17 protein-coding genes are annotated in these 19,398 nt (G+C 36.3%); 13 read left to right on the top strand and 4 right to left on the bottom strand.

Translation table 11 applies throughout. The features are described from left to right. Positions 1-67 precede the first annotated feature (67 nt). The 5 genes from gtfC to FNL60_RS05665 all read left to right on the top strand — a co-directional run bounded on the left by gtfC (position 68) and on the right by FNL60_RS05665 (position 9,120). The gene (gtfC, locus tag FNL60_RS05685) at positions 68-4,435 is read left to right on the top strand and encodes a glucosyltransferase GtfC (protein WP_002311922.1); all 4,368 of its coding nucleotides are present in this window, start codon (positions 68-70) and stop codon (positions 4,433-4,435) included. A gap of 264 nt (positions 4,436-4,699) precedes the next feature. Next, complete coding sequence (locus tag FNL60_RS05680) at positions 4,700-5,452, top strand: ABC transporter ATP-binding protein (protein WP_002263239.1); 753 nt, start codon at positions 4,700-4,702, stop codon at positions 5,450-5,452. Position 5,453: 1 nt separating this feature from the next. Continuing rightward, positions 5,454-7,457 carry an ABC transporter permease gene (locus tag FNL60_RS05675; RefSeq protein WP_002280279.1) on the top strand — a complete coding sequence of 668 codons (2,004 nt, stop codon included), beginning with the start codon at positions 5,454-5,456 and terminating at the stop codon, positions 7,455-7,457. A gap of 41 nt (positions 7,458-7,498) precedes the next feature. Next, the gene (locus FNL60_RS05670; RefSeq protein WP_002263237.1) at positions 7,499-8,170 is read left to right on the top strand and encodes a DNA-binding response regulator; all 672 of its coding nucleotides are present in this window, start codon (positions 7,499-7,501) and stop codon (positions 8,168-8,170) included. Next, a complete protein-coding gene (locus FNL60_RS05665) occupies positions 8,167-9,120 on the top strand; it encodes a sensor histidine kinase (RefSeq protein ID WP_002280280.1) in 954 nt (317 codons plus the stop codon). Before FNL60_RS05670 ends, FNL60_RS05665 begins: the two co-directional genes overlap by 4 nt. Positions 9,121-9,270: 150 nt before the next feature. Here the strand turns inward: FNL60_RS05665 and citC are convergent, their stop codons facing one another. The 4 genes from citC to FNL60_RS05645 form a co-directional block, all read right to left on the bottom strand. Then, complete coding sequence (citC, locus tag FNL60_RS05660) at positions 9,271-10,320, bottom strand: [citrate (pro-3S)-lyase] ligase (RefSeq protein ID WP_002280281.1); 1,050 nt, start codon at positions 10,318-10,320, stop codon at positions 9,271-9,273. A 175-nt stretch (positions 10,321-10,495) separates the two neighbouring features. Beyond that, a complete protein-coding gene (citG, locus tag FNL60_RS05655) occupies positions 10,496-11,386 on the bottom strand; it encodes a triphosphoribosyl-dephospho-CoA synthase CitG (RefSeq protein ID WP_002265082.1) in 891 nt (296 codons plus the stop codon). A gap of 5 nt (positions 11,387-11,391) precedes the next feature. Further along, positions 11,392-12,081, bottom strand: a complete 690-nt coding sequence (locus tag FNL60_RS05650; protein ID WP_002269136.1) for a GntR family transcriptional regulator — start codon at positions 12,079-12,081, stop codon at positions 11,392-11,394. Between the two features lie 229 nt (positions 12,082-12,310). Continuing rightward, complete coding sequence (locus FNL60_RS05645; RefSeq protein ID WP_002263232.1) at positions 12,311-13,714, bottom strand: CitMHS family transporter; 1,404 nt, start codon at positions 13,712-13,714, stop codon at positions 12,311-12,313. Positions 13,715-14,007: 293 nt separating this feature from the next. On the opposite strand from FNL60_RS05645, the gene FNL60_RS05640 reads away from it, so the two are divergent. From FNL60_RS05640 to citX, 8 genes are all read left to right on the top strand, one after another. After that, positions 14,008-14,337, top strand: a complete 330-nt coding sequence (locus FNL60_RS05640) for a hypothetical protein (protein WP_002263231.1) — start codon at positions 14,008-14,010, stop codon at positions 14,335-14,337. A gap of 18 nt (positions 14,338-14,355) precedes the next feature. Further along, positions 14,356-14,748, top strand: a complete 393-nt coding sequence (locus FNL60_RS05635) for an acetyl-CoA carboxylase biotin carboxyl carrier protein subunit (RefSeq protein ID WP_002265080.1) — start codon at positions 14,356-14,358, stop codon at positions 14,746-14,748. 22 nt (positions 14,749-14,770) lie between these two features. Continuing rightward, positions 14,771-15,892 (top strand): sodium ion-translocating decarboxylase subunit beta, encoded by a 1,122-nt coding sequence (locus FNL60_RS05630; RefSeq protein WP_002267374.1) that lies wholly within the window; start codon positions 14,771-14,773, stop codon positions 15,890-15,892. A gap of 34 nt (positions 15,893-15,926) precedes the next feature. Beyond that, on the top strand, positions 15,927-16,055 hold the full coding sequence (locus tag FNL60_RS10560) for an OadG-related small transporter subunit (protein ID WP_002263228.1): 129 nt from the start codon (positions 15,927-15,929) through the stop codon (positions 16,053-16,055). 85 nt (positions 16,056-16,140) lie between these two features. After that, a complete protein-coding gene (gene citD, locus FNL60_RS05625; protein ID WP_002263227.1) occupies positions 16,141-16,449 on the top strand; it encodes a citrate lyase acyl carrier protein in 309 nt (102 codons plus the stop codon). Beyond that, positions 16,437-17,339, top strand: a complete 903-nt coding sequence (gene citE, locus FNL60_RS05620) for a citrate (pro-3S)-lyase subunit beta (RefSeq protein WP_002280282.1) — start codon at positions 16,437-16,439, stop codon at positions 17,337-17,339. Before citD ends, citE begins: the two co-directional genes overlap by 13 nt. Next, positions 17,326-18,861, top strand: a complete 1,536-nt coding sequence (citF, locus tag FNL60_RS05615) for a citrate lyase subunit alpha (protein WP_002280283.1) — start codon at positions 17,326-17,328, stop codon at positions 18,859-18,861. Before citE ends, citF begins: the two co-directional genes overlap by 14 nt. Continuing rightward, positions 18,854-19,390, top strand: coding sequence for a citrate lyase holo-[acyl-carrier protein] synthase (gene citX, locus FNL60_RS05610; protein WP_002270837.1), 537 nt, complete (start codon positions 18,854-18,856; stop codon positions 19,388-19,390). The genes citF and citX overlap by 8 nt, the downstream gene beginning before the upstream one ends. The last annotated feature ends 8 nt before the right edge of the window (positions 19,391-19,398 follow it).

The following is a 19,398-nucleotide window of genomic DNA, read 5'->3' as shown; positions in this document are numbered from 1 at the left end:
TTATAAAAGTGTTACAATACTAGTGTTTTATATCAAAACACTAACTCTAACTATTTTTGGAGGAAATATGGAAAAGAAAGTACGTTTTAAATTACGTAAAGTAAAGAAAAGATGGGTGACAGTATCTGTTGCTTCAGCTGTAGTGACTTTGACCTCTCTTTCAGGAAGTCTAGTAAAAGCAGATTCAACTGACGACCGTCAACAGGCGGTTACAGAATCTCAGGCTAGTCTTGTGACGACAAGTGAAGCAGCAAAAGAAACTCTGACTGCTACTGATACAAGTACAGCAACTTCAGCAACATCTCAACCAACCGCCACTGTTACTGATAATGTTTCTACAACAAACCAGTCTACAAATACTACTGCTAATACAGCTAATTTTGACGTTAAACCAACAACAACTTCGGAACAGTCTAAAACTGATAATAGTGACAAAATAATTGCTACATCAAAAGCGGTAAACCGTTTAACTGCGACTGGTAAATTTGTTCCTGCTAACAATAATACTGCACATTCAAGAACTGTCACTGATAAAATAGTTCCAATAAAACCAAAGATTGGTAAATTAAAACAGCCGTCATCACTTAGTCAAGATGATATTGCAGCCTTAGGTAATGTCAAAAATATCAGAAAAGTGAACGGTAAATATTATTATTATAAAGAAGATGGAACTCTTCAAAAGAATTATGCTTTAAATATTAATGGGAAAACTTTCTTCTTTGATGAAACAGGAGCATTATCAAATAATACTTTACCTAGTAAAAAGGGTAATATCACTAATAATGATAACACTAACAGCTTTGCTCAATATAATCAGGTCTATAGTACAGATGCTGCAAACTTCGAACATGTTGATCATTATTTGACAGCTGAGAGTTGGTATCGTCCTAAGTACATCTTGAAGGATGGTAAAACATGGACACAGTCAACAGAAAAAGATTTCCGTCCCTTATTGATGACATGGTGGCCTGACCAAGAAACGCAGCGTCAATATGTTAACTACATGAATGCACAGCTTGGTATTCATCAAACATACAATACAGCAACCAGTCCGCTTCAATTGAATTTAGCTGCTCAGACAATACAAACTAAGATCGAAGAAAAAATCACTGCAGAAAAGAATACCAATTGGCTGCGTCAGACTATTTCCGCATTTGTTAAGACACAGTCAGCTTGGAACAGTGACAGCGAAAAACCATTTGATGATCACTTACAAAAAGGGGCATTGCTTTACAGTAATAATAGCAAACTAACTTCACAGGCTAATTCCAACTACCGTATCTTAAATCGCACCCCGACCAATCAAACTGGGAAGAAGGATCCAAGGTATACAGCTGATCGCACCATTGGCGGTTACGAATTCCTTTTGGCCAACGATGTGGATAATTCCAATCCTGTCGTGCAGGCCGAACAATTGAACTGGCTCCACTTTCTCATGAACTTTGGCAACATTTATGCCAATGATCCGGATGCTAACTTTGATTCCATTCGTGTTGATGCGGTGGATAATGTGGATGCTGACTTGCTCCAAATTGCTGGGGATTACCTCAAAGCTGCTAAGGGGATCCATAAAAATGATAAGGCTGCTAATGATCATTTGTCTATTTTAGAGGCATGGAGTTATAATGATACTCCTTACCTTCATGATGATGGCGACAATATGATTAACATGGATAACAGGTTACGTCTTTCCTTGCTTTATTCATTAGCTAAACCTTTAAATCAACGTTCAGGCATGAATCCTCTGATCACTAACAGTTTGGTGAATCGAACTGATGATAATGCTGAAACTGCCGCAGTCCCTTCTTATTCCTTCATCCGTGCCCATGACAGTGAAGTGCAGGACTTGATTCGCAATATTATTAGAGCAGAAATCAATCCCAATGTTGTCGGGTATTCTTTCACCATGGAGGAAATTAAGAAGGCTTTCGAGATTTACAACAAAGACTTATTAGCTACAGAGAAGAAATACACACACTATAATACGGCACTTTCTTATGCCCTGCTTTTAACCAACAAATCCAGTGTGCCGCGTGTCTATTATGGGGATATGTTTACAGATGACGGGCAATACATGGCTCATAAGACGATCAATTACGAAGCCATCGAAACCCTGCTTAAAGCTCGTATTAAGTATGTTTCAGGCGGTCAAGCCATGCGCAATCAACAGGTTGGCAATTCTGAAATCATTACGTCTGTCCGCTATGGTAAAGGTGCTTTGAAAGCAACGGATACAGGGGACCGTACCACACGGACTTCAGGAGTGGCCGTGATTGAAGGCAATAACCCTTCTTTACGTTTGAAGGCTTCTGATCGCGTGGTTGTCAATATGGGAGCAGCCCATAAGAACCAAGCTTACCGACCTTTACTCTTGACCACAGATAACGGTATCAAGGCTTATCATTCCGATCAAGAAGCGGCTGGTTTGGTGCGCTACACCAATGACAGAGGGGAATTGATCTTCACAGCGGCTGATATTAAAGGCTATGCCAACCCTCAAGTTTCTGGCTATTTAGGTGTTTGGGTTCCAGTAGGCGCTGCCGCTGATCAAGATGTTCGCGTTGCGGCTAGCACGGCCCCATCAACAGATGGCAAGTCTGTGCATCAAAATGCGGCCCTTGATTCACGCGTCATGTTTGAAGGTTTCTCTAATTTCCAAGCTTTCGCCACTAAAAAAGAGGAATATACCAATGTTGTGATTGCTAAGAATGTGGATAAGTTTGCGGAATGGGGTGTCACAGATTTTGAAATGGCACCGCAGTATGTGTCTTCAACAGATGGTTCTTTCTTGGATTCTGTGATCCAAAACGGCTATGCTTTTACGGACCGTTATGACTTAGGAATTTCCAAACCTAATAAATACGGGACAGCCGATGATTTGGTGAAAGCCATCAAAGCGTTACACAGCAAGGGCATTAAGGTAATGGCTGACTGGGTGCCTGATCAAATGTATGCTTTTCCTGAAAAAGAAGTGGTAACAGCAACCCGTGTTGATAAGTTTGGAAAACCGGTTGAAGGCTCACAAATTAAGAGTGTTCTTTATGTTGCTGACAGTAAGAGTTCTGGTAAAGATCAACAAGCCAAGTATGGGGGAGCTTTCTTAGAGGAGCTGCAAGCTAAATATCCGGAGCTTTTTGCGAGAAAGCAAATTTCCACAGGGGTTCCGATGGATCCTTCTGTTAAGATTAAGCAATGGTCTGCCAAGTACTTTAATGGGACAAATATTTTAGGGCGCGGAGCAGGCTATGTCTTAAAAGATCAGGCAACCAATACTTACTTCAGTCTTGTTTCAGACAACACCTTCCTTCCTAAATCGTTAGTTAACCCAAATCACGGAACAAGCAGTTCTGTAACTGGATTGGTATTTGATGGTAAAGGTTATGTTTATTATTCAACGAGTGGTAACCAAGCTAAAAATGCTTTCATTAGCTTAGGAAATAATTGGTATTATTTCGATAATAACGGTTATATGGTCACTGGTGCTCAATCAATTAACGGTGCTAATTATTATTTCTTATCAAATGGTATTCAATTAAGAAATGCTATTTATGATAATGGTAATAAAGTATTGTCTTATTATGGAAATGATGGCCGTCGTTATGAAAATGGTTACTATCTCTTTGGTCAACAATGGCGTTATTTTCAAAATGGTATTATGGCTGTCGGCTTAACACGTATTCATGGTGCTGTTCAATACTTTGATGCTTCTGGGTTCCAAGCTAAAGGACAGTTTATTACAACTGCTGATGGAAAGCTGCGTTACTTTGATAGAGACTCAGGAAATCAAATTTCAAATCGTTTTGTTAGAAATTCCAAGGGAGAATGGTTCTTATTTGATCACAATGGTGTCGCTGTAACCGGTACTGTAACGTTCAATGGACAACGTCTTTACTTTAAACCTAATGGTGTTCAAGCCAAAGGAGAATTTATCAGAGATGCAGATGGACATCTAAGATATTATGATCCTAATTCCGGAAATGAAGTTCGTAATCGCTTTGTTAGAAATTCCAAGGGAGAATGGTTCTTATTTGATCACAATGGTATCGCTGTAACTGGTACCAGAGTTGTTAATGGACAGCGCCTCTATTTTAAGTCTAATGGTGTTCAGGCTAAGGGAGAGCTCATTACAGAGCGTAAAGGTCGTATCAAATACTATGATCCTAATTCCGGAAATGAAGTTCGTAATCGTTATGTGAGAACGTCATCAGGAAACTGGTACTATTTTGGCAATGATGGCTATGCCTTAATTGGTTGGCATGTTGTTGAAGGAAGACGTGTTTACTTTGATGAAAATGGTGTTTATCGTTATGCCAGTCATGATCAAAGAAACCACTGGGATTATGATTACAGAAGAGACTTTGGTCGTGGCAGCAGCAGTGCTGTTCGTTTTAGACACTCTCGTAATGGATTCTTTGACAATTTCTTTAGATTTTAATACTTATCTTAGAAGAATAGTGTTTTGATTATTTCATCTTCTAATGTTAAAAAGAAGTCTGAGCTGTAAATTTCTCAGGCTTCTTTTTTGGCTGTTATCAAAAAAAACAGAGCCAAACTAAAATATTGTTTGGCTTCTATTAAATTAATGTCAATGCTTACAATTTTGTAAGCTACGATTCTTTAAGTGTAAGATATCTTTTCTTTTTTTATTTTAAGATAGTAGTATAAATAAATTAAGTTATAATGATAAAAAGGAGAAGCTATGTTTTTAGAAATCAATCACTTAGAAAAAGTTTTTCGTACCCGTTTTTCAAAAGAAGAGACGCATGCCTTGCAAGACGTTGACTTCAAAGTGGACAAGGGAGAATTTATCGCTATTATGGGAGAATCAGGTTCTGGCAAGACAACTTTACTTAACATTTTAGCGACTTTAGAAAAGCCGACAAATGGGGCAGTTATTCTAAATGGCCAAGACATCACCAAAATCAGAGAAAACAATTTAGCAAAATTTCGTCTTAAAAACTTAGGCTTTGTCTTTCAAGAGTTTAATTTGTTGGATACACTTTCTGTCAAAGATAATATCTTTTTACCTTTAGTGCTTGCTCGTAAAGACTATAAGGAGATGGAAAAACATTTGTATCGCCTTGCTCCGAAATTACGGATTCAAAATTTATTAGAAAAGCGTCCCTTTGAACTTTCTGGTGGTCAAAAACAACGTGTTGCTATTGCTCGCAGTCTGATTACCAATCCGCAAATCCTTTTGGCAGATGAACCAACAGCAGCACTTGATTATCGTAATTCAGAAGACTTATTGAATTTATTTGAAGCTATTAACAATGATGACCAAACGATTCTGATGGTCACCCACTCAGCTAATGCTGCTAGTCATGCTAAACGTGTTCTTTTTATCAAAGATGGACGGATATTTCACCAACTCTATAGAGGAAATAAAAGCAATCAAGAATTTAGCAAAGAAATTTCTCTAAGTATGGCAGCGCTGTTAGGAGGTGAGTAACATGTTCTATCTTAAACTTGCTCTTAATAATATTAAGCAGTCTTTTAAACATTTCACCCCTTTTTTTCTAGTCAGTGTGACAACTTTTATTTTTAGTACTATTACGGTACTCCTTATGACTAGTCCATCCGCTAAGTCTATGGGGGCAGGAGTTTATGCTCTAGGTTTGGCTACCATAGTACTTGATATCTTAGCAGCTATTCTTTGTTTGTATAGTTACAATTTCCTTCTTAAACAGCGTAATAAAGAGTTTGGTCTGTATAATATTTTAGGAATGAATAAGAAGCATATCATTTGGGTATCAACATTAGAGCTGATAGTTGCTTATTTAGTGACAATTATCCTAGGAACTTTTCTCAGTGCAGTTCTCTCAAATTTTTTCTACTTGATTTTTGTCAATATTATTCAGTATGAAGATCTAAATTTTCAATTAACACTACCAGCTTTTGTGATTAATCTTATTCTTTTTGCTGTCATCTTCTTATTTTTAGAACTAGTTAATATTATAAAGATCAGCAAAACATCAGCTCTTAATCTCTTTAGCAATCAAAGTCAAGGAGAACGTGAGCCAAGAGGAAATATTGTTTTAGCTTTTATTGCTATCTTAGCGATTGATTATGGTTATTATTTATCTGTCACCTCTGGTAATGTTAATGCTATATTTGGTATTACACGCTTTTTCCAGGCTATTTTAGCAGTTATTTTAGGAACTTATCTCTTTTACATTAGTTTTACTACTTGGTATTTGAAACGTCGTCGTAAGAACAAATCTTATTTTTATCAACCAGAGCATTTTGTAACAACTTCGCAGATGATTTTTCGTATGAAGCAAAATGCTGTCGGTTTAGCTAACATTACTCTGCTAGCCATTATGGCTTTTGTAACTATATTTTCAACAGTGGCGCTCTATACAAGTAGTGAAAATATGGTTAAAATGGCTTATCCCAAAAATGCTCAGATTGAGATGAAACATATCAGTAACCGTCAACAGGCTGAGGAAATTTTTCAAAAGCAGGTCTTAGCACCGCTCAAAAGAGCCGGCTATAATAGTAAGGCAAAATTTTCAGCTTACCTTGATATCAGCTATCCTGTTCTTTTTACACAAAAGCAAAATTTAGTTCTTGATAAGTCTATTGCAACTAATAGAACATTCTATAAAAACAATCATGCTGGTACAATGGAAATCATAACGCAAGATGATTTCCGGTCTATAGGTAATAAAGTCCCTCAATTATCAGCAGGAGAAGTGGCCTTTTACAGTTATAGCCAAAATACCACTGTTAAACCCTTTAAAACTTTAACTTGGTTTGGTCAAACTTATAAGAATGTTTATCATATAAAATCTATTAAAAATATGGTGATTAGCAACTCAGCAACACCTGCGGGTATTCTCGTTGTTCCTGACGATGCAACTATGGAAGCTATGCGTAAACCTTATGATGATGCATCAAAATATGATTATACCTATACATTTTTAGCTTTTGCTAATCTAACAAATAAAGAAAAACAGGTTTTAAATAGAATGAGTCAGGCTAAGCATGGACTCCTCTATGGCGATGATGATATAGCTGTTCTTTACTCAACTGCTGCGAATTATCGTACTGAAGGGTTGAGAATGACTGGCGGTTTCCTCTTTACAGGATTTCTATTGGGAATTGCCTTCTTACTTGGTGCTGCTTTAATTATATATTATAAACAGCTTTCAGAAGGAACACAAGATAAGCGATCTTATAAAATTTTACAAGAAGTGGGGATGAGCTTAAAACAAATTAAAAAAACAATCAACTCGCAAATTATCCTAGTTTTCTTCCTGCCTTTACTTATGGCTATCGTACATTTTGTTTTTGCTTTGCCTATTCTTAAAAAGCTGCTCTTCCTGTTTGGTGTACAAGGTGATAAATTCCTTTATACTGTTAGCGCTCTAACTGTAGTTGGAATCTTGATTATTTATTTCATTATTTACAAGTTAACGAGCAGAACTTACTATAAAATTATTGAAAGATAAAAAGTGACGATTTTTCGTCACTTTTTTGGTAGAATAAAGTTATGCTAAAGCAAGAAAAAATTTACTTGGTTGAAGATGATACAACCATTGTCAATCTTTTAAAGAATCATTTGGGACAACACTATCAAGTTAAAAGCGTTGATAACTTTAGGGCTATCTTGCAAGAAGTTAAAGAATTTAAACCCGATTTAATTCTGATGGATATTACTTTGCCCTATTTCAATGGCTTTTATTGGACTACTGAAATCAGAAAGAGCATGACCATGCCCATTATCTTTATTTCCAGTGCTGATGAAGAAATGAATGCAGTAATGGCTATGAATATGGGAGGTGATGATTTTTTGAGCAAGCCTTTCTCGCTGCCTATTTTGGATGCCAAAATCGCTGCTTTCTTGCGCCGTGCTAACGAGTTCACTAAGCAAGGCCATCAAATTGAAGAGTTTGAATTAACGTTAGATGGTGTATTCTCAAATTTAGAAAGACAAGAGACTATCCAATTGACTCCAACAGAAACGAAAATTCTTTCCTTACTTATTGATTATAAAGGAGAGGTTGTCACTAAGGAAGCTCTTCTCAACCGACTATGGGAGGGAGAGGAATTTATTGATCAAAACACGCTTAGTGTTAATATGACACGTCTTCGTAAAAAGGTTCTATCAGTAAGTTTTGATAAGATTCATACAGTAAGAGGAGTAGGGTATTTAATTAAATGATAAGATCTTATTTGAGAGAATATAGTATTTGGTATTTAAATTATGCGATTGTTAGTCTTGCTTTTTTACTGACTTTTTATCTTTATCATCTGCCTCTCGTCTATTTTATCAATAGTTTAATCCTCAGTTTAACAATTTTACTGATAACTAGTCTCATTTTATACTGGCGGTTCCACCAAAAATTAAAAAATTTGCATCATTTTATTTATGTAAAAGAACCAAGGAATTTAACTATGTTAACTGCACCAAGTGATCTTGTTTATAAAGAAATTCTTAAAAAACTGCTGCAGGAACAGTCTGACATTAATTTACAGCATAAAACGCAGGAAGAACAGCTGCAGCAGCTGATTAAATTGTGGTCCCATCAGATGAAAGTTCCTATTTCAGCACTATCTTTAATGGCTCAAACGGGGCATTTAGATAAAGAAGATGTTCAGAGACAATTGTTAAGGTTAGAAAACGATCTTTCTCGTCTTTTGAACTACCTTAAGTTCAGTCAAAATCAAAGCGATTTTCGTTTTGAAAAGTGTCAGATTCGTAATATTCTGATTGATTTGATTAAGAAAAATCAAGTTTTCTTCTTGCAAAAGAACCTTTCTTTGACAATTGATGGCGATTGGGAAATAAAATCCGATAAAAAATGGTTAAGTTTTGTCTTTTCTCAAATTCTTGATAATGCCATTAAATATAATAAAAAGGGTGGGCAGATCACCATTAAGATTAAGGAAAATCAAATACTTATCAAGGATACTGGCATAGGAATTCTAAAGGAAGATATTCCCAGACTTTTTGAAGAAGGCTTTACAGGATATAATGGTCATGAACACCAAAAAGCCACTGGTCTTGGTCTTTATATGGCTAAAAAGGTGCTTAATAATCTTGAGTTAGATATTAATATCGAAAGTCAGATTGATCAAGGAACACAGGTTTATGTTACTAAAAGAAGGTAAGTGGCTGGGACAAACAGCTATGATTGTTGCGTAATCATCCGCTAAAGAATGTAATCTTATTAGATTTACACTATTTTGTGGATAATTGCACAGTAATCATCTATTCTGTTCCGTTCACTTACTTTTTGCTGTTTATTGAGGGGATTCTAATTAATAATGAATGACATTATCTGCTTTTTGAATTTTTTTAATAAGCGGCTGTGCTTCAGGACTTAGGAAATAATTCAAACTTGTTGATGGAAGCAGTTCTCTTAAGATTTGCTCATTTCCTTCTTTAAGCGCCTTGCGGACAGTAGAAGCACTAATAGGACCGTCTTTGTAGGTCTTACGAGGAACAACTATGCAATCAATAGCTTGCTTAGGCAGCTCTTGAAGCATGATTTGATTATAAATACCAGTCACCAGACTTGTTGGTTCCTTACCGACATAACGCCCTTTGATACCAAGGTATTTTGCAATTTGAATGAAAATAGCTAGATCAATGCGTGCCTGACTTTCAATGACTGATGCCTGATCTTTTTGAAAATAGCTAGGAAAGATTGATTTGCTGATGATATAAGGACCCGTTTCATGATAGCAAATATTTGATAGATGCTCTGTTCCAGCTAAAATCAATTGTTTTCTAACTGAAAAAGGGATGAGGCTACTATCGTCGCTGACCATAAAAAGATGCAAGAGTTCATTTTCAGCAGCGGCTTTTTCAACCAAATACTGATGGCCTAAAGTAAAAGGATTGGCGTTGATAACGAGAGCAGCAGTAGTTTGGCACTCGCTATCAGGTTTTTCAAGATTTTTTAAATAATTACTAAAACCATCTTTTTTATTTTCCATAAAAATAATTTGCTTATCGGCTCTGGCAATTTCGTAAAAACCCAAGTCTTTAAAGAATTTTGCAGTATCAGGTTTAGTATAAAGAAAAAGATGTGTATTACCGCGTTCAAATTGAATATTAATTAAATGCGTGACAATTTCATTAAGCAAACCATCACCTTGATAATGATGATCTACACTTAAACAACGAAGAGTATTGCCAAAACAACTTCCTGTCGCAATGATATTTAAGTCATCATCAAACATGGCACAAATATAATCTAAGTTAGTATCACGGCGTATGCCTTCTTGTTCTAATAAAATATCAACTTTTTGAAGGCTTTTTTTATCAGAAAAATAAATTTTTGAAATGGGATGAGAAGTTGACATGGTTTACTCCTTTAAAATAAATTGCAGATATCAGTGATAGATCCTTTACTAGAGAAAGCTTCACACTGTTTAAATAGGCAGGATCTCAGAACTCTTTGTTAGAATAAACCATAACCTCAATTCATTTATAGCATTTGCTTAATAAAATGTAATATTCTAACAGAGATGAAACGGCTTAAATCAGCTGTTCTAAAAAGGCAAAATAAAGTGTTAGTGAGAGTAAATCAGCAGCACCGCCGGGACTTAAATGACGATCAGTTAATATTTGATTGTAAGAATTAAGCTGTTCTTTTAGTTGATAAGGAGGTAAATCTTTTTCTAATAAAGTTTGAGCTTCTTGTTGGACTTTTTTCCAAGACTTAATACCCCCTCGATGAATAATATTGCTGTCTTCAATAAACGTCATCAGATAGAGCAAGAGCTTAAGCTGGCTTATTTGGATATCCTGTTTTTTCAGTAATTCATTTCTAAAAAAAGGAAGGGCTTTTTGAGTAAGGCTTGGATAACCTTGGGATGCCTCACCTCTAAGGCCTTTAAGACCATATTGTAAAAATAATTTCTCACCATATGTAAGGTTTCTTTTAGTCTCCACATGGCTTAAATCATTTTGAATTAAATGCATACTCATTTCCCCTGCCAAATGACAGATAGTCAGACTATCTTGAGGCATAAAGCGTCTTTTTTCTTGGATCAGTTCAATGTGTTTAGCCAAATAACTGCCGGTTGCTCCTAAAAGCAGAGCAAAAGAGAAATTAATGCCTTTATGAGTATTGACTTTCTCAGTTGCAGAAAACATAGCAGCCTCAGCTTCTATGCCAAGTTTTCTGAGTTGATTAAACAGATATTGTGGACTTTCATTATGATAGAGCCACCCTACTTCAATATATTTTTTAAAAAACGGAGATAAGGATAATATACTATCAAGAAAGGTATAAAAATCCATGTCATTGTGAGCGCCGTTATTATGACAATCTACTAAACCAGGTTTAGGTGTTAGATTCAATTCATAAAGCAGTGATTTGACTGCTAAATAGCTCAAAGAAGCAAGCTTTTCTTTAGTCTGCATTGGTCTTACTTACTTTCCATTTGTTGAAGAATAAAGTCAAGAGAAGCATTCAAGTGCTCATGGGTGATAAGAGTAATTTGCTCGACATCCTTATTGCGCATACCACGATAGATAATCCAATGTTCTTTCAAAGCTCGCTTACGCCGTTCTACAGAAGCAATTGATATTTCTCGAAAATATCTCAAATAAGTCTGTAATTCGGTAACGATCTCTCGTAGGCGCAACATTTGACTTTTTCGATAAATCAGATCGTTAAATTGATTGAAATTATCTAAAATAGTTTCGATATCACCATCTTCAATAAAATCTTCACAGTCAGTTAGAATTTTTTTCATATCTGCAAAATCTTTATCAGTCATTAAATACATTGCCTTGGTAGCTGCCAGAGTGTCTAAAGCCTTTCGGATATCAAAAATTTCAATAGCATCTTTTAAAGAAATGCCACGAACAACAATGCCGCGTTTGGGAATATGTTCAACAAGTTTTTCTTCTTCTAAAACCCCCAGTGCATAGCGGATAGGTGTCCGACTAATATTAAGAGCAGAAGCAAGTTCTTTTTCGTTAATGCGACAGCCTGCTGGAATTTCACTAAGAATGATGGTCTTCCTTAAAGCTTCATAAAAAGCAACTTTTAAAGGAACATTTTGTGATAAATCTAAATTATTTTTTACAGCAGTTATAACTGATGCGTTCATGGTTAACTCCTAGTTTTTAATAATAACTTCATTATACCTAAATTAATGACGAAAAGGCTCGTTTCTTGATGATTTAATTTATAAAATAATAATGGATTAATTGGCTGAAACAGACTAGATGGTTACACAGCAATAGTCTAGTCTGCCCCACTCTCTTACTAATATTACAAGTAAAAGAGCTAGGAAATAAACTTGCTCCCTAACCCTCTTTAGGATAAGTGTGATTTTCTTATTGTGGAATATAAAATGGTAGACGTCCCACGATAAGAATTGTCACCACAAAGATGATGAAGACAACCAGTGCATATTTAGCAGACTCTCTTTGCCATTCGCCCATGTCTAAGCCCGTTAAGCGAAGAAGTAGATAAATAAAGGCAACTAATGGACTCAATAAGTGAAAAGCTTGTCCCATCAATGAGGCTAAAGCCATAGCAACATTGTCAAATCCATATTTAGCACCAGCTTCCGCCAAGACTGGCATAATACCATAATAAAAGCCATCATTTGAAAGGAAAAATGTACCAGGAGCAGAGATAAAGGCGATGACTAAGCCCCAGAAGCCAGCCAGTTGTTTAGGAATGATAGTTGTAAAGCTTTGTGCTAGAGCCCCAGCCATACCAGAACCTTGGAAAAGTCCCATGAAGATACCTGCAGCGAAGACAAGGATAACAACTTGAACAGCATCACCAGCATTTTCACTAATTCGTTTTGATTGTTCTTTCAAATTAGGGTAGTTGACCATTAAAGCAATACAAGTTCCTAATGCAAAGAGAAGAAGTGAAGGCATTTCAATAGCCGAAATGAAAGAACCAGCAACTAACCAAGCAATTAAGATAAGTGTCAAAATACCATTAAACCAAAAATTTTGAGGTCGACGAATTTTAAGTGTATCAGGATCGTTAACAGTGATTAATTCTGTTATTTCTTTGTCAGATAATTCAGTAACACCTAAACGTTTGCGTTCTTTTTTACCCATGCTTCTAGCGACGAAGAAGATAACATAAAGTAGGGATAAAATCATACCGGGTGCTAGATAGCCTAATATTTCAGAACCAACGTTTAAAACAGACATAGCCCGAGCAGTTGGTCCGCCCCAAGGAAGTAGGTTCATAATAGTATTTTGAAGAATAATCAAAACACCAAGATTCATAATTTTCATATTGAGTTTTTTATAGATTGGCAGAAAGGCAGAACAGCAAATAAGAGTAGTTGTAGTTCCGTCGCCATTAAGAGAAACAGCAGCGGAAACGATAGCGGTAGCTATCAAAACTTTCATTGGATCGCCCTTAGCAAAGCGAATCATTTTTTCAGTAATCGGATCGAACAGCCCTGCATCCAGCATTAATGAGAAATATAAGATAGCAAATAGAAGCATAATTCCTGTTTGAGCGGTATTATTAATTCCATATAATACCATAGGCCCAATAGCTGTTAAATTATGGGAAATTTTATCGCCTCCCAAAAATTCAACGAAACTTTTATCAGCTGTAAAGTTTGCAGAATTTGTTAAGATAACAATAATGACAGCTACTAAAGGAACTATAATCAGTGCCGTAAAAGGCGACATTTTCTTCTTCATAACAACGTACATGAAGACAATAATCATAGCATAAGCTAGAATTGTTAGCAACATAATGTGTCTCTCCTTTTTTATTAGTCTTTTTAATTAAAACCCAATGAACATCACAGAATCTAAAAAGAAGGTTATTAAATTTGTCTAAGACTAGTATAAATGAAAGCGCTTAAAAATAAAACGATCTTCTTTAAGAAGAACACAAAAAAAACATTTTAAAAAGGCCTTCAAAAAGAACACAAAAAATCCCAAAAAAACTTAGAATCCATTATATAATAGAGTTAGAAAATTTGATTGGGCAGATGACTTTTTATTTGTTATTATTATATTATAAGATAAGAAAGGGGAAGAGTATGGGAATTTTTACGCGATTTTTCAATAAATTACAGGATCCTATTGAAAAAAACAACGATAGTAAAAAGGAAAAGGCTGCAAATTCTTTTCAATCTGAATGGGAGCCTATTTCGGCTTTTATTCCTGCAGATGAAGTCGATTATCAAACAGTCAGTCTTATCGCAACAGCTATTGCAGCTGAAGATCACCCCAATAGGCAATTTGTTGTCAAAAAAATTTTACAGCGCAATCCTGAAAGCTTAAGGGTTTCATTGATTGCTGCCAGTATTGCGGCTGGCGAATCAACGGATTGTCAGTTAACGGTTAAACGTATTTATAAAAAGAAATAAAGAGGAGGTTGTTGATTAATGTTGCGTAAATTTAAAATCTCGATTGATGGTAAAGAATACTTAGTTGAAATGGAGGAAATCAGTGAAAGTTCAGTACCAGCAGCTACCCCCATCACTCCTACAACAGAAAACACGAGGGCAGCATCAGATCAAAAACAACAGTCCCAGACACCATCACCAGCTGCAACAGCCTCTGCTGCTAATACGATGCCAGCTCCAATGCCTGGAACTATTTTAAAGGTTCTTGTTAATGTTGGTGACACTGTTTCTGAAAATCAGCCTTTGATGATTCTAGAAGCGATGAAAATGGAAAATGAAATTGTTGCTGGCATGGCAGGTACTGTTTCTGCTATTCATGTTAGTTCGGGGCAGGCGGTTGATGCTGGTGATAACTTAATTACAATTGCTTAATTAAGTAGAAGGAAGTGAGTTTGTGGAAACTTTAATTTCAGGAATAATATCCATTACTATCCCTCAAATAATTATGATGGTCATCGGGGCTGTTTTAATGTATTTAGGAATTAAAAAAGAATATGAACCAACCTTATTGATACCTATGGGACTTGGTACACTTTTAGTGAATTTTCCCGGTACAGGTGTCCTAACTCAGGTTATTAACGGCGTTAAACAAGAGGGAATCTTTGATATTCTCTTCAAATTCGGAATCAATACAGAACTTTTTCCGCTTTTAATTTTTATCGGAATCGGTGCCATGATTGACTTTGGCCCTCTACTTCAAAATCCTTTTATGCTGCTCTTTGGTGCAGCAGCTCAATTTGGGATTTTCTTTGTCGTCGTCGTAGCTGTTATGGCTGGCTTTGATATCAAAGAAGCCGCTTCAATTGGTATTATCGGTGCAGCAGATGGTCCAACATCAATCTTTGTTGCTAACCAACTAGCACCAAAACTATTGGGTCCCATAACAGTTGCTGCCTATTCTTACATGGCTTTGGTACCAATTATTCAACCATTTGCTATTAAGTTGGTAACAACTAAAAAGGAACGTAAGATTCGTATGACTTATAAGGCAGAAAATGTTTCTAAAATGACGAAAATTCTGTTTCCTATTGTTATTACTATTGTAGCAGGATTTATTGCTCCAATTTCCTTGCCGCTGGTCGGTTTCTTAATGTTTGGTAATCTTTTACGTGAATGTGGTGTTTTGGATCGTCTATCGCAAACAGCACAAAATGAGTTAGTTAATATTGTTAGTATTTTGCTCGGTTTAACTATCTCTGTAAAAATGCGGGCCGACCTTTTTCTTAATGTGCAAACCTTACTTATTATCTTGTTTGGTTTAGTAGCATTCATTATGGACTCTGTTGGCGGTGTTGTTTTTGCTAAAATTGTAAATCTTTTTCGTAAGGAAAAAATCAACCCAATGATTGGTGCAGCTGGGATTTCAGCTTTTCCAATGTCCAGTCGTGTTATCCAAAAGATGGCAACCGATGAAGATCCTCAAAACTTTGTTTTGATGTATGCAGTAGGTGCTAATGTTTCAGGACAGATTGCTTCTGTTATCGCAGGTGGCTTACTTCTGTCATTCTTTAGCTAAGAATACAACAGAAAAAAAGAAGGATAAAAAAGATATGAATACGAATGATCTCCTTCAAGCCTTTGAATTAATGGGCTTGGGTATGGCTGGTGTCTTTATTGTTTTAGGTATTTTATATATTGTTGCTGAACTTTTAATCAAAATTTTTCCAGTCAATAATTAAAACTATGTTAATTTTAGAATAACGCGACACCTGTGGGATTCATTCCTGCCAGCGCCGCCTATCCAAAAAATATGAGGTAAAAAATATGGATATTAAACAAACAGCTGTTGCTGGTTCGTTAGAATCTAGCGATATCATGGTGACAGTAAATCCTAGTGATGTTCAAGGCATTACGGTTCAATTAGAAAGCAGTGTTGAAAAACAATTTGGTCAACAAATCCGTAAAGTCATTGAGGAAACATTGAAACATTTGGGTGTTAAAGCAGCAAGTGTTGAAGCAGTTGACAAAGGCGCTTTAGATTGCACTATTAAAGCACGAACCATTACAGCCGTTCACCGTGCGGCACAAGTAGAAGTCTATGACTGGAAGGAGATTGACTCATGGAACGCTTAAGAAGAACAATGATGTTTGTTCCCGGTGCCAATGCAGCTATGCTGCGAGATGCTCCTTTATATGGTGCGGACTCCATTATGTTTGATTTGGAAGATTCTGTTTCTCTTAAAGAAAAGGATGCTTCTAGAACATTAGTTCATTTTGCCTTAAAAACATTTGATTACAGCAAGGTGGAAACAGTTGTTCGTATCAATAGTTTAGATAGTTGCGGCGCTTTAGACATTGAAGCGGTTATTATAGCCGGTGTTGATGTTATTCGATTGCCAAAAACAGAAACTGCTAAAGATATTAGAGAAGTTGAAGATGTCATTGAAAGAGTAGAGCGTAACAATGACATCGAAATTGGGCGTACGAAAATGATGGCAGCAATTGAATCTGCCCAAGGAGTTTTGAATGCGCTTGCAATTGCTAAAGCATCAGATCGTTTAATTGGGATTGCTCTTGGAGCTGAAGATTATGTTACCAATATGAGAACGCGCCGTTATCCTGATGGTCAAGAACTTTTCTTTGCTCGCAATATGATTTTACATGCTGCTCGTGCCGCCGGTATCGCAGCAGTTGACACTGTTTATTCTGATGTTAATAATCCAGAAGGATTTCAAAATGAAGTACGTTTAATTAGGCAACTTGGATTTGATGGTAAATCTGTTATCAACCCTCGTCAAATTCCATTGGTTAATGCAATTTACGCTCCAAATGAAAAAGAAATTCAAAAGGCAAAAGAAGTTGTTTGGGCCATTCATGAGGCTGAAAGCAAAGGTTCTGGTGTTGTTTCGCTTCAGGGTAAAATGGTTGATAAACCAATTGTTGAGCGTGCTCAACGTGTTATTGCTTTAGCTAAGGCCGCTGGATTACTTACTGGGGAGGATATTTCAAATGGCAGAAAATAAATTAGGACGTGATATTCCTCGAAAATATGCCAATCAATATGGTGCATTTGAAGGAGAACTTGCACATATTAAAAGCTATAAGGAATCCAGCCGACAAGTTAAACCGGTAAAACCTAGTGATGATAAACTTTTATCTTCTATTCATGAAGCAATTGAAAAAACAAGGCTCAAAGATGGTATGACTATTTCTTTCCATCATCATTTTCGTGAAGGGGACTATGTCATGAATATGGTGCTTGATGAAATCGCTAAGATGGGGATTAAGGATATCTCTATCGCTCCAAGTTCAATTGCCAATGTTCATGAACCACTGATTGATCATATTAAAAATGGTGTTGTTACTAATATTACTTCAAGTGGTTTGCGTGATAAAGTTGGTGCCGCTATTTCAGAAGGCATTATGGAAAATCCTGTTATTATTCGTTCTCATGGTGGACGTGCACGTGCTATTGCAACAGATGATATTCATATTGATGTTGCCTTTTTGGGAGCACCAAGTTCAGATGCCTATGGTAACGCTAACGGAACTAGAGGAAAAACAACCTGTGGTTCACTTGGTTATGCTATGATTGATGCCAAATATGCTGATCAGGTCGTCATTGTTACAGATACTTTGGTGCCATATCCTAATACACCTATTAGCATCCCGCAAACAGATGTTGATTATATTGTAGTAGTAGATGCTATTGGTGATCCAGAAGGCATTGCCAAAGGCGCTACACGTTATACTAAGAACCCTAAGGAATTACTTATTGCAGAGTATGCTGCTAAAGTGATTACAAGCTCTCCTTACTATAAGGAAGGTTTCTCTTTCCAGACAGGTACTGGAGGTGCTTCCCTTGCTGTGACACGTTTTATGCGTGAACAAATGATTAAAGATGACATCAAAGCTAATTTTGCACTCGGTGGTATTACCAATGCAATGGTTGAACTATTGGAAGAAGGTTTGGTTGATAAGATCCTCGATGTTCAAGATTTCGACCATCCATCTGCTGTATCTTTGGATCGTAATGCTGAAAAACATTATGAAATCGATGCTAATATGTATGCTTCGCCATTAAGTAAAGGTTCTGTTATCAATCAATTAGACACTTGCGTTCTCTCAGCTTTGGAGGTTGATACAAATTTTAATGTTAATGTTATGACAGGTTCGGATGGGGTTATTCGCGGAGCATCAGGTGGTCACTGCGATACAGCTTTTGCTGCTAAAATGAGTCTGGTTATCTCACCATTGGTTCGTGGACGCATTCCTACTTTTGTTGATAAGGTTAATACTGTTATTACACCAGGTACAAGTGTTGATGTTGTCGTAACAGAAGTTGGTATCGCTATCAATCCTAATCGTCCAGATTTGATTGAATATTTCAAAGATTTGAAAGTACCTCAATTGACCATTGAAGAGTTAAAAGAAAAAGCTTACGCTATTGTTGGTAATCCTCAACCTATTCAATATGGTGATAAGATTGTAGCGCTTATTGAATACCGTGATGGCAGCTTAATTGATGTTGTTCGCAATGTCTGATACAGATGTTTTTAAGGGAGAAGAAGTTACGCTTGAGGAAATGATGGCAGCTCGTGAACAACGTAGCTTTCGACAATTGTCTTTACTTCGAAAATTTGAAGGTCAATCCTTGCTGTGTGCTAGCATGAACATCCCTGGTCCAATTAAAAGCTCAGAAAGTTTAAATAAAACTTTTCAGTCAATTATTAATCTTGTCAAAGAAGATTTAAGGGGTCATATTATTTTTGAAAGGGAAGTTCATCAAAAAACTGGCTGGGAATATTATTGCCTTTCTGACCTTCCTGTATCAGAATTGAAAACGAAGATGATTGCTATTGAGACAAAAATTAGCATTGGCCGTCTGATGGATTTGGATGTTTTACATCTAGTTAATGGTATACCGCAGCCAATCAGTCGTCAGGAACTCGGTTTTCCTGGACGTCAATGTTATATTTGCCAAAACGATGCTAAAGTTTGTAGCCGTTCTCGTAAACACAGTGTTATTGAAATGCAAGAAGCTATCGCAAAATTCATCAAAATCAATCACTAAAGGAGGAT

The sequence above is a fragment of the Streptococcus mutans genome (assembly GCF_006739205.1).
Classification (GTDB): domain Bacteria; phylum Bacillota; class Bacilli; order Lactobacillales; family Streptococcaceae; genus Streptococcus; species Streptococcus mutans.
The sequence above is the reverse complement of the archived record's forward strand: the minus strand, read 5'-3'. Positions and strand labels throughout refer to the sequence as shown.